Origin of the sequence: Streptomyces sp. NPDC059002 (assembly GCF_042740435.1) — a bacterium.
Classification (GTDB): domain Bacteria; phylum Actinomycetota; class Actinomycetes; order Streptomycetales; family Streptomycetaceae; genus Streptomyces.
Genome location: NZ_JBHYJI010000064.1, coordinates 19,241 through 32,885, shown reverse-complemented (window position 1 = coordinate 32,885; position 13,645 = coordinate 19,241). Strand labels below are relative to the sequence as shown.

At 71.6% G+C, this 13,645-nt stretch carries 10 protein-coding genes; all 10 read right to left on the bottom strand.

Translation table 11 applies throughout. The features are described from left to right. Nucleotides 1–23: 23 nt before the first annotated feature. On the bottom strand, nucleotides 24–1,370 hold the full coding sequence (locus tag ACFWZ2_RS36380) for a VWA domain-containing protein (RefSeq protein ID WP_384553190.1): 1,347 nt from the start codon (nucleotides 1,368–1,370) through the stop codon (nucleotides 24–26). Between the two features lie 119 nt (nucleotides 1,371–1,489). Beyond that, on the bottom strand, nucleotides 1,490–2,881 hold the full coding sequence (locus ACFWZ2_RS36375) for a protein phosphatase 2C domain-containing protein (protein ID WP_384553188.1): 1,392 nt from the start codon (nucleotides 2,879–2,881) through the stop codon (nucleotides 1,490–1,492). 2 nt (nucleotides 2,882–2,883) lie between these two features. Continuing rightward, a complete protein-coding gene (locus tag ACFWZ2_RS36370) occupies nucleotides 2,884–5,415 on the bottom strand; it encodes a tetratricopeptide repeat protein (protein WP_384553232.1) in 2,532 nt (843 codons plus the stop codon). Beyond that, nucleotides 5,409–6,728 (bottom strand): hypothetical protein, encoded by a 1,320-nt coding sequence (locus ACFWZ2_RS36365; protein WP_384553186.1) that lies wholly within the window; start codon nucleotides 6,726–6,728, stop codon nucleotides 5,409–5,411. The genes ACFWZ2_RS36370 and ACFWZ2_RS36365 overlap by 7 nt, the downstream gene beginning before the upstream one ends. A gap of 59 nt (nucleotides 6,729–6,787) precedes the next feature. Continuing rightward, nucleotides 6,788–7,723 carry a glutamate ABC transporter substrate-binding protein gene (locus ACFWZ2_RS36360; protein WP_384553184.1) on the bottom strand — a complete coding sequence of 312 codons (936 nt, stop codon included), beginning with the start codon at nucleotides 7,721–7,723 and terminating at the stop codon, nucleotides 6,788–6,790. 137 nt (nucleotides 7,724–7,860) lie between these two features. Beyond that, complete coding sequence (locus ACFWZ2_RS36355) at nucleotides 7,861–9,324, bottom strand: hypothetical protein (protein ID WP_384553230.1); 1,464 nt, start codon at nucleotides 9,322–9,324, stop codon at nucleotides 7,861–7,863. A gap of 225 nt (nucleotides 9,325–9,549) precedes the next feature. Next, nucleotides 9,550–10,527, bottom strand: coding sequence for an N-acetylglucosamine kinase (locus ACFWZ2_RS36350; protein WP_384553182.1), 978 nt, complete (start codon nucleotides 10,525–10,527; stop codon nucleotides 9,550–9,552). Then, nucleotides 10,518–11,783: a 6-phospho-beta-glucosidase gene (locus ACFWZ2_RS36345; RefSeq protein ID WP_384553181.1), complete on the bottom strand. Its 1,266-nt coding sequence runs from the start codon at nucleotides 11,781–11,783 to the stop codon at nucleotides 10,518–10,520. The genes ACFWZ2_RS36350 and ACFWZ2_RS36345 overlap by 10 nt, the downstream gene beginning before the upstream one ends. 8 nt (nucleotides 11,784–11,791) lie before the next feature. Then, on the bottom strand, nucleotides 11,792–12,697 hold the full coding sequence (locus ACFWZ2_RS36340; protein WP_384553180.1) for a carbohydrate ABC transporter permease: 906 nt from the start codon (nucleotides 12,695–12,697) through the stop codon (nucleotides 11,792–11,794). Between the two features lie 8 nt (nucleotides 12,698–12,705). Further along, on the bottom strand, nucleotides 12,706–13,641 hold the full coding sequence (locus ACFWZ2_RS36335; RefSeq protein WP_384553178.1) for a carbohydrate ABC transporter permease: 936 nt from the start codon (nucleotides 13,639–13,641) through the stop codon (nucleotides 12,706–12,708). Nucleotides 13,642–13,645 lie beyond the last annotated feature (4 nt).

Genomic DNA, 13,645 nt, shown 5'->3' with positions numbered 1-13,645 from the left:
GTTCGCGTGCGGCTACTGCGCCACTACTGCTTCTTCACGCGAACTGTTTTCGTCGAGCGCGTCTCGAGTGTCATCTCGTCGGCCTCGGCGACCTTCGCCTTCAATCGAACAGTACCTGCAGCGGCATCGACGACGTCCACCACCTTCGAAAGCAGTTTCGCCGTATCCGCGTTGCCGGAGGCGCTGGCGAGCTGAACGGCGCGGCCCAGCTTCGCCGTTGCCCCGTCGACATCTCCCGATTTGCGGGCGTCCAGACCCTGCTGGATGACTTGTGCCAGTTCCGCCTGCCCCGTGTAGTGCGCGACCTGCGGATTGATCGATGTGGAGGCCGCCATGTCGTCCGTCCACACCGCCCGCACCAGGCCCTGCGACAGCGTCTGTACGCTGCCGTCGCCCTGCGGCACGACCAGCGAGACCCGGGCCGCGAGCATCTCCTGGCCCAGTTCGGCGCCCGGCACCTGGACACAGATGTGGTAGTCGCGGGACTCGTCGCCCCAGGACCCCGTGGGGTAGTCCCCGGCGCGGGGCCCCGCCTCCGTGCGGCGGTCGGTCAACTCCTCGACGGTGGGCGCCACTTGCTTGACGAACTTGATCTCCGCGCCGAGCGGCGTCCACAGCCGCAGACTGACGTCGGCGACCTCCTTGCCCATGGCCGCCTCCATCATCTGCGTGAAGTCGGCGGCGAGACCGGCGGGGTCGGCGACGATGTCGGCGGTCCCGAGCAGCGCGGAGGCGATGCCTGTGACCTCCTTCACCTCCCAGTCGGTGCCGACACCGCGGGCGTCGCAGGTGAAGCGGCCCGCGCAGGAGTCGAGGGCGGCCTTGAGGTCCTCGGGTGACTCGTGTTCATTGCGGCCGTCGGTGAGCAGGATGCCGTGGCTTATGGCGACGTCCGCGGAGGACAGGAGGCGGTCGGCGAGGCGCAGCCAGGTGCCGATCGCCGTGCCGCCGCCCGCGCTGAGCCTGCGCAGCGCCTGCTTGGCCTGCTCCCGGGTCTGCGGATCGGCCACCGCGAGGCGGCCGTTGCCGGGGTAGACCTCCTTGGCGATGTGCGTGCCGCCGATCACCGCGAAGTGCACGCCGTCGCGGACGGCGTCGATCGCGGCGGCCGTGGCGTCGCGGGCGCCGCGCATCTTCGTCGGCGGGTAGTCCATGGAGCCCGAGCAGTCGACCATGATCGCGACGGCCGCGTCAGGGCTCTGCCCCGCGGAGTACAGATGGGGCGCACCGACCGCGGAGCCGATGGTTCCGCCGCCGGTCGAGGTCACCGTGGCGATGGCGTTGACCTCCCGGCCGCCCTCCGGCAGGTACTCGTTCTGGTACACGTCCACCGAGAACTGCGGCACGTTCGACTTCGAGAAATTGGCCATGGATGCTGCTCCCCCTCAGATCCTCAGACGTCCGCCCCCCGGCCTCCCCCAAGTCGGCCGGGCGACACATGTGTTGGCGCGTGCGGCCGCTCCCCGTCCGTGCCGGGAAGGAGCCCGCTCTAGGCCGATCCTGCCCCTTGCGGCACGAACGGGAACGGGACGACCGCCACTGTTACGTTGTCGTGGCCCCCGCCGTCCAGGGCGTGACCGACCAGGACCTGGGCGCTGTGCAGCGGCCGGTCCGCGGCGTCGGCGGGCACCGCCCCCGCCATCTCCTCGACCGCTTCCGCGTAGTTCCACAGGCCGTCGGTGCACACCACCACTACACCCGCACGGTCCGGCTTGAAGGAAGCGGTGTGCGGCTCCAGTTCGTACGCGTCGGCGCCGAGCCAGCCCGTGATGGCGTGCGCGCGCTCGTCGGCGTACGCCTCGGCCTCGTTCATCAGTCCCGCGGCCACCATCTGTGCCGCCCAGGAGTCGTCCTCGGTGAGGCGGACGGTGGGGCCCGAGCGGTCGTCGGGGACCCAGTAGGCGCGGCTGTCGCCGACCCAGCCGACGACGAGCAGGCCGCCCGCGACGATCGAGCCGACCAGGGTGCAGGCGGGCGCGTTCTGGTGGGGGCGGTCCGCGCGGGCCGAAGCGGGCTCGGCGGCCAGGGCGTTGACGGCGTCGGCCGCCGCGATGATCGCGTCGTGCATGGCCTGCTGCGGGTGGGTGCCGCGCGGCAGGGAGCCCTGCAGGGACTCGTTGGCGGCGCGGGACGCGGCGAGCGAGGCGTCGTCGGGCCTGGTCGCCGACGAGACGCCGTCGCAGACGATCGCGACGACGGCGGGCGAGCCGTCGGGCAGCGCGGCCGAGGAGATCGCGAACGCGTCCTCGTTGCGGTGGTGGCGCAGGCCGCGGTCGCTGACCGCGGCGACCGCGTCGAGCTCCTGCTCCATGTGGTCGCGCTCGCGCGGCTGGGCGTGCCCGCAGTTCTCGCAGTACCCGTCGGGGTCGACGCGGCCCGAGCGGCAGGCGACGCAGAGCTTGGTGCCCGCGGGCGGGGTCGGTTCGGGGGCGCTCGTGCGGGGGTCGGCGCCTTCGGGGGTCTCGGGGGCCTCGGGGGCGCCGGGGTGCGCGGCGGGATCGGCGGGCGGTTCCGTGGCGCCGGGCGCCGGAAGCGGGTACTCGTCGGGTTCCATGAGATCGGATTCCACGCGATCGGGTTCCACGAGATCGGGTTCGGCGACGGGCGGCTCCGTGAGATCCGTCCCCGCCGAGTCCGTGCCCGGTACGTCGGCGGGCCGATGCGTCGGCACCGGCACGTCGGAGCTGTCCACCTCGGGGGCGACCGGCCACTCCGTGGCGGACCCGGCGGCGCCGTTGGCCGCGGCCGACCCGTTCGGGGAGGTGTCGGGACGCGCCGGCACCACCGACAGGTCGAACCCGCACGCACCGCAAAACAGGTCACCCGACTCCAGCGGCTCCTCACAGCTGGGGCAGGCAGACAGCTGGGGCATCTGCGACATACTCACACCCACGTCCGGGGGCGGAAACGGTTGGCCCGTTCCACCAGTTCGATCCTCTCCTGGCCACCCTGAGCGAGCCGGGCCAGTGTCCGGTACGAACGCTCCAGACCGAACCGGATACCACGCTCGTCCAGGTCGCTGCCGAGCAGTACCGTCCGCGTGCCGGTGGTGGCCGGTGGTGCGGAAGCGTGACCAGAGTGCCTACCGGAGAGTACCCAGTCGAGCGCGGTGCCAAGGACCTCGGTCGACAGGCGCTCCCTGCGCACCGCGTCGAGACCGAAGCCCGCGAGCGCCTCGACCTGCCCCGCAGCGGCCGTCAGGTCGTCCAGGAAGCCGGCGCCCGTGGTGGCCGCCGTGTCGGAGGTCATACGCTGCCGCAGCCGCGCCCGCACCGCCGCGACCCGGGCCGCGGTGTAGTGGATGGAGGACTCGGGGACCGACTCCAGGGTGCGCACGGCGCCGCGCCGGTCGTCGGCGGCGAGCTGCACACGGGCCAGGCCGAAGGCGGCGCTCACGAAGCTCGGGTCGGTGGTCCACACCAGGCGGTAGTACTCGGCGGCGTTGTCCAGCTGGCCGAGCACCTCCGCGCACACGCCGAGCGCCAGCTTCGGTGCGGGCTCGCCGGGGAACGCGTCGTAGACGGCGTCGAAGGACAGCGCGGAGTTCTCGAAGTCGCCGGTGGCGAGGGCGGCGACGCCGCGGTACCAGACCACGCGCCAGTCGTCCGGATGCTGGAGCTCCAGATCGGCCAAGGCCTCGGCGGCGGGCGCCAGTTCGCCCATGGCGAGGCGGGCGCGCAGGCCGCGCAGCTGCAGCTCGACGGAGTCGCCGGGCGCGGCCCCGAGGGCGCTGATCAGCTCGGCGGGCGCGGAGGCCATGAGTCCGGCGAGGAATCCGGCGTTCGGGTCGTTCGGGTCGACCCGTGGCACCGGGAGCGCGAGGGCCGTCGCCGCGGCGTCCAGGGGGCGCACGATGGTGGTCGGCGTCGTCGCCGTCGCCGGGGGCAGCGCCGGGGGGCCGCCGTTCTCCTCCGGGCCCGTCCTGCGCGCCCCGAGCCGTGACACGTCGCCCGAGAGGTCCGCGAGCAACTCCGTGTCCGTGACCTTCACTTCGGGCCCGAAGAGGGTGGAGAGGGCCGGGCGCGGCTTGCCCGTCTGGAGGGCCACGACCTCCCGCAGGACGCCGGTGAGCTGCTCGGCCATCTCCTGCGCGGACGCGAAGCGGCGGGCCGGGTCGGGGTCCGTGGCGCGCACCAGGAGCCGGTAGAAGGACTCGTACTTCTGGAAGACCTCGATGTTGTCGGGGTCGGGCAGGGAGTCAACGAAGACGTTCGTGTAGCCCTGGAAGTCGAAGGTCAGGACGGCGAGCGTGCGCGCGACGGTGTAGAGGTCGGAGGCCACGGAGGGGCCCACCTCGGCGACTTCGGGCGCCTGGTAGCCGACGGTGCCGTAGATCGCGGACTCGTCGTCGTCCATCCTGCGGACCGCGCCCATGTCGATGACCTTGAGCTGGTCCTCGGTCTGGATGGCGTTGTCGACCTTGAAGTCGCAGTACAGCACGTTGCGGCTGTGCAGGTGTCCGAGGGCTTCGAGTGCCTCGATGCCGTACGCGCAGGCCTGCTCGACCGGCAGCGGGTCGCGCTTGCCGTCGGCGGTGCGGCGGCTGTTGGCGATCTCCTTGAGGGATTTGCCGCCGACGTACTCCATGACGATGTAGCCGTCCATGGAGCCGGTGCGCTGGTCGAGGTGCTCGACGAAGTTGTAGATCCGCACGATGTTGGCGTGCTCGATCTCGGCGAGGAAGCGGCGCTCGGAGATCGCGGCGGCCATCGCGTCCTGGTCGCCGGTGTCGAGCAGGCCCTTGAGGACGACCCAGCGGTCGGACACCGCGCGGTCGATGGCGAGATAGACCCAGCCGAGGCCGCCGTGCGCCAGACAGCCCACGACCTCGTACTGACCGTGCACGATGTCGCCCGGGTTCAGCTTCGGTACGAAGGAGTAGGGGTGGCCGCACTTGGTGCAGAACCCCTCGGTGCGGCCCGGGCGTTCACCGCGCGCGCGGCCCACCGGGGCGCCGCAGTCCGAGCGCGAGCAGAATCGCTTCCGCTCGGGCACCTCGGGGTTCCGCAGGACGGCGCCGCGCGGGTCGGGGCGCGGCACGTCGGGCACCGCGACCAGGCCGACGCCGAGCCGGCCGCGCGCCGACGAACTGGCCGCGGAACCCGAGCTGCGCACCGACACCGAGCGCGAGGTCGAACGCCCGGACAGCGAGCGGGACAGGCGCCCCGACACCGACTTGCGCGAGGACTGGGAGCGGGAGGACCGCGACGACCGCGAGGAGGAGCGGGAACTCGAACTGCCGGAGCCCCGCGACTCCTTGCCGCCGCCGGTGAGACCGGTCGGCGACGAGCCGACCATGCCGTTCGGCGCGACGACCGGGGCGAGACCGCAGGTGTCGCAGTACAGCTCGCCGCCGCCGACGTCCTCGTACGACCCCGTGCACCCGGGCCGCTGACACTGCCGCTGACTCACGATTCCCCCCTCCGGTCGGTGGGCCCGCCCTGCTGCGGGACCCTCGGCACGAGCGCCTCGGCCGCGGCCTGCTGGTAGCGGAGCACCGCCTGCTCGGCCACGCGCAGGTCGCAGGGCGCGCTCCACAGCATCCGGCGGGCCGCGTCGTACCGCTCGATCAGGAGCGGGTCCTCGGCGTGGCCGTGCCGGGCGACCTTCGCCTTGTACGCGTCGAGGCGGCCGCGCAGCTCGGCGCGGACCGCGAGCGGCGCCGTCACCGCCGTCAACGACTCGCGGGCGCGCAGGAGTTCGTCCTCGGCCTTCTGCTCAAGGGACTCCAGGAGCGGTGAGAGGCGGTGCCACTGGGCGTTCCTGCGGTAGTCCGACGCCATCGCCAGCTGCTCCTGGAGCGCGGTCGGCGGGCCGCTGACGGCGGGCACCTCGGAGGCGGCGATCTTCGCGAGGACCTCGCCGCGGGCGCTCCTGGCCTCCGCGAGGGTGCGGTCCGCGCGCGAGAGCACGTCGCGCAGGCGGCCGAGGCGGGCCTCCGCGTCCTGGCGGACGGTGAGCACCGCGTCGATCTCGCGGCGCACGTCCTCCAGGGCGCGTGCCTCGCGGTCGTAGCGGTCGGTGTGCGGGCGGCCGCCGCCGGGCGCCGAACTGCCCTGCGCGCGCTGCCAGAAGGCGAGCGGATCGGAGACCACCTGCTCGCGCAGGGCGGTCAGGGCGCGCGTGATGCGCTCCAGGTCGTCGCCCGCCGGGTGCTCACCGGGGCGTACGCCGACGGAGTGGGCGAGCTGGCGGGTGCGGGCCAGTTCGGCGGCGAGCAGGTCTATGCGGGCGGGCAGCGCCGACCAGACCGCGTCGGCCGCGACGACCATGTCGAGCGAGTGCGCGTACAGGTCGTTCATCCGGGCCACGAGCTCTTCGAGCGTGAAGCGTTCGGTGAGCCTGGCGGGTCCGGTGATCGAGGGCGATGTGCCGCCCGTCGTGCCGCCCGCGACGGTCACGGACTCGCCGCGCAGCAGCTCGGTCAGCTCCACGAGGTCGTCGCGGCTGGGCCAGCGGCGGCGGGCGCGCAGCTCGTGCGCGGTGCGCAGGGCGGCCGCGTACGCGTCGAAGTACGCCCAGAGCAGCGTGATGCGGCCCTCCGCGTCGGACCAGCGCTCCTCGGTGACGCCGGTGAGCGCGGCGCCTTCCAGGAGGCGGCGTCCCGCGTGGTCCTGCAGGGCGAGGAGCGAGGTCTCGATCGCCTCGTGCTCGGCGTCGAGGCGCGCCAGCGCACGGTCCACCTCGTCCCGGTCCATCACCGGACCGGGGGGTCCCGCGACGCTCATCGATCACTCTCCGCTCTGCGTGTGCCGTAACTCTTCAGTGGTACCAGGTCCGTTGGCGGTCAGTCGCGGTACTCCGGTGCGGGTGGGGTCACCTTGCTGCTGAGGCCGCCCGCGAGCCACTTGTCGTAGGACTTCTGCCAGCCGCCGTCCTCGCGGTAGTCGTCGAGGACCTTGTTGACCCGGCGCACCAGGTCGTCGGAGCCCTTCTTCATCGCGACGCCGTAGTGCTCGGTGGTGAACGGCTCCTCGCCCTTGAGCTCGACCGTCGGGTCCTGCGCGGCCTGGCCCGCGGCGAGCGCGCTGTCGGTGACCACGGCGTCGACCTCGCCGAGCTGGAGGCGCACCAGGCAGTCGAGCTGGTTGGGCACCGTGGTGGAGATGTCGGCGCCGAAGTTCTTCTTCTCCAGCTGCTCCAGTGCGATGGAACCGGCGGCGGAGCAGACCTTCTTGCCCTTCAGCGTGTCGTTGTAGCCGGTGATGTCGGACTTCTTCGGGGCGAGCACCTGCTGGCCCGTCTCGAAGTACCCGGTGGAGAAGTCGACGTCGTCCAGGCGCTGGCAGTTGATGGTCATGGTGCGTACGACCATGTCGACCTGGCCGCTCTTGATGGCCGGGATGCGCTGATTGGTGGGGATGGCGCGGAACTTGACGGCCTCGGGGTCACCGAAGATCTCCTCGGCGATCTTGTGCGCGAGGTCGATGTCGAAGCCTTCGAGCTCGCCGCCCTTCTTGTTCGGGTCGCGGTAGCCCCACTGGTAGCTGTTCTGGTCGACGCCGACGACGAGCTTCTTGACCTTGCGGTTCTTGATGGCGTCGATCGTCGGGCCGTCCTTGGACGAGGGGCGCAGGCTGCGGTCGTTGCAGTCGTCCGCGTCGGCCCGCGCGGGCGAGGCCACGGTGACACCGGGGCCGCCCCGGTCCGCGCCGTCGTCCCCGCCGCCCTGCTGCGGCAGCACGAACACGAGCGTCCCCGTCAGCGCGCAGGCGATTCCCATCGTCCCAACGCCCGCCCGTCGCCCGCCACCACCCTTCTGCGGAAGCGCTTCGCGCCCTTCTTGTTTCCCGCCGCGCAGCCTGCCCGTGCCACGTCGTGTACGCATCGTCTGCGCGCCCCCTTTCGCCTGTGCCCCCGTCATCGGTACTCCGAAAGCCTGCGGCCGATGCCGAGCACGGCGCCCGCCGCGCCGAGGACCGCGAGCACGGCGGCGCCGACCGGCAGGCCGCTCATGGCGCCCCTGCCGTCCTCGGCCGCCTGCTTGAACTCGCCCTGTTCGTGCGCGAGTGCCTGCTCCAGGGCGGCGTCCACGTTGTCGAAGCACTCGCCGGTCGGGGCGTCCGCCTTGGTGCCGATGACCTTGTCGAGGGCTTCTTGGTACTCACCGGAGTCGTCGCTGGCGCGTGCTTCCTTGTGCCGGTCCTTCCAGACGCCCACGTTCTTCGCGGCCTCGGCGACCGGGTTCCTGCCGTCCGTGTCGTCGGCGAGCGCGGCCGCCTTCCCGAGCAGCCCGCTGTCGGCGCCGCCGAGCCGCTTCATCATCGAGCGGTAGGAGACGTCGAACTTGTCCTCGGGCTCGCCCTTGACCTCGGTGGTCTCCGCGCCGCGGCTGACCAGCGTCAGGTTTTCGTTGCCCCGGGCCTTCAGGGAGCTGATGCGGGCGTCGTTGAGGACGTTCAGGGACTGCACGCCGTTGTCGTACGAGTCGTTGAGCCCCGAGCGCGCGAAGGTGTGGCCGACGACGAGCCAGAGCAGCACGACGGTGGTGGCGGCGGTGGCGGCGAGCATGCCCTGGTTGAACACCCGGTTCGTACGGCGGTAGTTGCGGCGCTGCGCCCAGGCGAGGGCGGCGAGTGCGAGGACGCCGAGGGCGATGGCGAGCCACGGGTAGGGCTTCGCGTTGCCGTAGTCGGAGTCGAGCCGGCCGTTCTCCGCCTTGTAGAGCTTCTCGGCGGCCGGGAGCATCTGGGTCTGCATCTTGTCGTTCGCGTACCGCAGATAGGCGCCGCCGAGGGGCAGGCCCTGGCGGTTGTTGGCGCGGGCCCGCTCGATCAGTCCTGTGTACTCGGGCAGGAGCTTGTTCAGCTTGCCGACGGCGGCCGCCGACGAGGAGTCCGAGCCCGCGTTCGACGCGGCCGTCGCGAGCTTCTCGGAGGCCCGCTTGATGTCGTTCTCGTAGCGGGAGCGCACGGCGGCCGGTTCCTGGCCGCCCGCGAGGAAGCCGCTGGAGGCCGCGGTGTTGGCGTCGGCGAGCGAGCGGTAGATGGCCGCGGCGTCGGCGCTCAGCGGCTGGCTGCGGTGCAGCACGTCGTCCGCGGCGGCCGAGCGGTCCGTCATCTGCCAGGTGGTGACCGCGCCGAACGCGACGACGAGCAGGGCCAGTACGGCACCGATGATGCGCAGCTTGCCCGGCTCGGTGGTCGCGGCGGCGCGCAGCCGGTCCGTCCCCTCGGCCCAGGCCGTGCGGCGCGCGGTGGCGGGCGGCGCGGGCGACGGGCCCGGTGCCTGCGGCGGGACGGCGGGCATCACCGGCGCGGGCCCGGCGGGCGGCCGCCCCGGCGGACTCGGCGGCACGGCGCTGCCGTTCGGCGGATGTGTCACCTTGACCTCGACCTCCCCCTCGGTCATCGGACGGTTGCTCCCGCCCCGTGCGGTCAGCGCGGGAAGAAGTGCACGGCCGCAAGTATTGCCGCAGGGACTGACATCCGCACAGGCCTTGTCTCGATCTTGTTCGGATCCCTGCCCTTGAACACGAGATTGAGGGATGTTCGGTTCCCGCCCGCGCGCACGGCGCGGGCGGGAAGCCGTCGGTGACGGTGCGCGCCGCTACTCGTAGTGGCCCCGCACGCGCGCGTGCACGTCGGTGGGCGCCCCCACCTGGTCGAGGCCGAGCAGTGCCGCGCCGAGCACGGGCCGCGCGGTGACCACCCGGGGGGCCGCCTTGGGTGCCCGCTCGGCGAGCAAGGCCCTGATCCGGTCGTCGAGTTGGGGGTGGCGGGCCGCGAGGACGCTGCCGCCGAGCACGACGGGGGCGGCCTCGTCGAGCAGGCCGAGGCGGTCGAGGGCCACGGTCGACATGGCCACCACCTCGTCGGCCATCCGGTCCACCAGGGCGCGCGCCACGGCGTCGCCCGCCGCCGCGGTGGCGAAGAGCACCGGCGTCAACTCGTGCCGCCGCACTGGGGTGATGCGGCCCAGGTGCAGCGCCTCGATCAGTGCGTACATGGACTCCAGGCCGAAGTGCGCGGGCAGCGTCTCGCGCAGCGCGGTCGGCTCGCCGCGTCCGTCCTCGGCGCGTGCCGCGTGCCACAGCGCCTCCTCGGCGAGGCCGCCGCCCCCGCCCCAGTCGCCGGAGATCCGGCCGATGGCGGGGAAGCGTGCGGTGCGCCCGTCGGGCAGCATGCCCACGCAGTTGATGCCCGCGCCGCACACCACGGCGACGCCCCGCGGCTCGGCGTCCTCCAGGAGTCCGGCGCGCAGGACGGCGAACGTGTCGTTGCGCACGTCGACCGACGCGCCCCAGGCGCGCCGCCGCAGCGCCTCGGCCAACTCCCGCTCCTCCACGGGCAGATCGGCGTTGGCGAGGCAGGCGGACACATGGCCCACGGAGTCGGCGCCGGCCGCGGCGAACGCCCGGGTCACCGCGTCCGCCAGGACGTCCACCGCGGTCTCCACGCCGACCTGCGGAGGCTGGAACCCGCCGCCGCGGGCCGCGCCGACGATCCGTCCGTCGGCCGCGACCACCGCGACGTCGGTCTTGCTGTTGCCCGCGTCGATGGCGAGCACGCTCGTGCCTACGCCCACGCCAGGTGCTCCCGGTTGTGCGCGATGAGGCTGTCGGTGAGCTGCTCGGCGTACGCGTACTGGCCGACCAGCGGGTGGGCGAGCAGCGCCTTGAAGACGCGGTCGCGGCCGCCGTGCAGGGCGGCCTGCAGCGCGAGGTCCTCGTAGCCGGTGACGTTCGCGATGAGCCCGGCGTACAGCGGGTCCAGCTTCGGCACGGACAGTGGCTCGGCGCCCGTGCCGTCCACCGCGGCCTGCACCTCGATGACCGCGTCGTCGGGCAGGAACGGCAGCGTGCCGTTGTTGACGGTGTTGACCACCTGGTACGGGCTGCCGCCGTTGCCCAGCAGCGAGGCCGCGAGGTCCACGGCGGCCTCGGAGTAGAAGGCGCCGCCGCGCTTGGCGAGCAGCTCGGGCTTCTCGTCGAGGGTGGGGTCGCCGTACATCTCCAGCAACTCGCGTTCCATCTCAGCGACTTGGGCGGCGCGCGACGGCTTGGTCCTCAGCTCTTCGACCACGGCGTCGTGCTGGTAGTAGTAGCGCAGGTAGTACGAGGGCACGACGCCGAGCCGGTCGACGATCTCGCGCGGCATGTGCAGGTCCTCGGCGACGGCGGCGCCGTGCTCGGACAGGAGCTTGGGCAGCACGTTCTCGCCGTCGGGACCCCCAAGACGTACGCCCGTCTCCCACGTCAGGTGGTTGAGCCCCACGTGGTCGAGGTGCACCTCGCTGGGCGCGACGTCGAGCAGCTTGGCGAACTTCCGCTGGAAGCCGATGGCGACGTTGCACAGGCCGACGGCCTTGTGCCCGGCCTGGAGCAGCGCGCGGGTGACGATGCCGACGGGGTTGGTGAAGTCGATGATCCAGGCGTTCGGGTTGGTCCTGCGGACCCGCTCGGCGATGTCGAGGACGACCGGCACGGTGCGCAGCGCCTTGGCGAGGCCGCCCGCGCCGGTGGTCTCCTGGCCGACGCAGCCGCACTCCAGGGGCCAGGTCTCGTCCTGGTTGCGGGCCGCCTGCCCGCCGACGCGCAGCTGGAGGAGGACCGCGTCGGCGTCCGCGACGCCCGCGTCCACGTCGGAGGTGGTGACGATGCGGCCCGGGTGGCCCTGCTTGGCGAAGATGCGCCGCGCGAGGCCGCCCACCAGCTCCAGGCGGTCGGCGGCCGGGTCCACGAGGACCAGCTCCTCGATCGGCAAGGTGTCCCTCAACCGCGCGAATCCGTCGATGAGTTCGGGGGTGTAGGTCGACCCTCCGCCGACCACTGCGAGCTTCATATCGGTTCTCAGCCCTTTACTCCGGTGAGGGTGACGCCTTCGACGAAGGCCTTTTGTGCGAAGAAGAAAACGAGGATGACGGGGGCCATGACGAGCAGCGTCGCGGCCATGGTCAGGTTCCAGTTGACGCTGTGGGCGCTCTTGAAGGATTCGAGTCCGTAACTGAGCGTCCAGGCGCCGGGGTTCTGGGCGGCGTAGATCTGCGGGCCGAAGTAGTCGTTCCAGCAGTAGAAGAACTGGAAGAGCGCGATGGCGGCGATGCCGGGCTTGGCCATCGGCACGATGATCTTGATCAGGGTGCGGAACTCGCCGCAGCCGTCGACCTTCGCGGACTCGATGTACTCCTTGGGGATGGTCAGCAGGAACTGCCGCAGGAGGAAGATCGAGTACGCGTCGCCGAACGCCATCGGGATGATCAGCGGCCACAGGGTGCCCGACAGATGCAGCTGCTGCGCCCACACCAGGTACATCGGGATCACGATGACCTGCGGCGGCAGCATCATCGTCGAGATGACGAGCATCATCGCGGTGCGCCGGCCGCGGAAGCGGAACTTGGCGAGCGCGTACGCCACGGGGATCGCCGAGCAGACGGTGAAGAGGGTGCCGAGACCCGCGTACAACAGCGAGTTGCGCCACCAGTCCAGGAAGCCGGGCGTGTTGAAGACGGTCTTGTAGTTCGACCAGTGCCAGGAGTCGGGCCACAGGTCGCCGCTCATCGCCTGCGAGTCGCTCATCACCGACGTCAGGAAGACGAAGACGAACGGCAGAACGAAGAGCAGCGCGACGGCTATCGCCACGCTGTGCACGGCGATCCAGTGCAGGATCCGCTTGCGGCGGGCGCGGGCCGCGGCGGGGCCTCTTGCCGGGGCGGTGCGTTCGGGCGCGGTGGGCGCGCTGAGTGTCGTCGAAGTCATCGGAATCCTCAGTCCTCCGCCGCGAGCAGCCCGGAGCGCTTGCGCATCAGGAGCATCGTCACGGCCATGGCGATGGCGAAGAGCACGAGCGAGAGAACGCACGCCGCACCGGTGTTGAAGTTCTGGAAGCCCATCGAGTAGACGAGCTGGGGGACCGTGAGGGTCGAGTGGTCCGGGTAGCCGGGCTGGATGACCGATCCGGGGCCGATGGAGACGCCGGACGCGACCTTCCCCGCGACCAGGGCCTGGGTGTAGTACTGCATGGTCTGCACGACGCCCGTGACGACCGCGAACATCACGATCGGTGTGATCGAGGGCCAGGTGACGTAGCGGAACTTGGCCCAGGCTCCCGCGCCGTCCAGCTCGGCCGCCTCGTACTGCTCCTTCGGTACGTCGAGCAGTGCGGCCATGAAGATCACCATCAGGTCGCCGATGCCCCACAGGGAGAGCAGGACGAGCGAGGGCTTGGCCCAGGTGGGGTCGTTGAACCAGTTGGGTCCCGAGATCCCGATGGTCTCCAGGATCTCGTTCACCGGGCCGGTGCCCGGGTTGAGCAGGAAGACGAAGGCGACGGTGGCGGCCACCGGCGGGGCCAGGTAGGGGATGTAGAAGGCGGTGCGGAAGAAGCCGACGCCCGTCTTGATCTTCGTGATGAGCAGCCCGAGCGAGAGCCCGAAGACCACCCGGAGGGCCACCATGATCACGACCAGCCACAGGGTGTTCCACAGGGCGGGACCGAACAGCGGCATGTCCTGGAACACGTACTTCCAGTTCCTGAGGCCCACGAAGGTGGGCTCCTTGATCTGGTTGTAGTGCATGAACGAGAAGTAGACGGTCGCGATCAGCGGGTACGCGAAGAAGACGCTGAAGCCGACCAGCCAGGGGGAGAGGAACCCGAGCGTGCGCAGTCTGCGGCGCGCGGGGTTGGAGAGTTGCAGTGCCATGGCT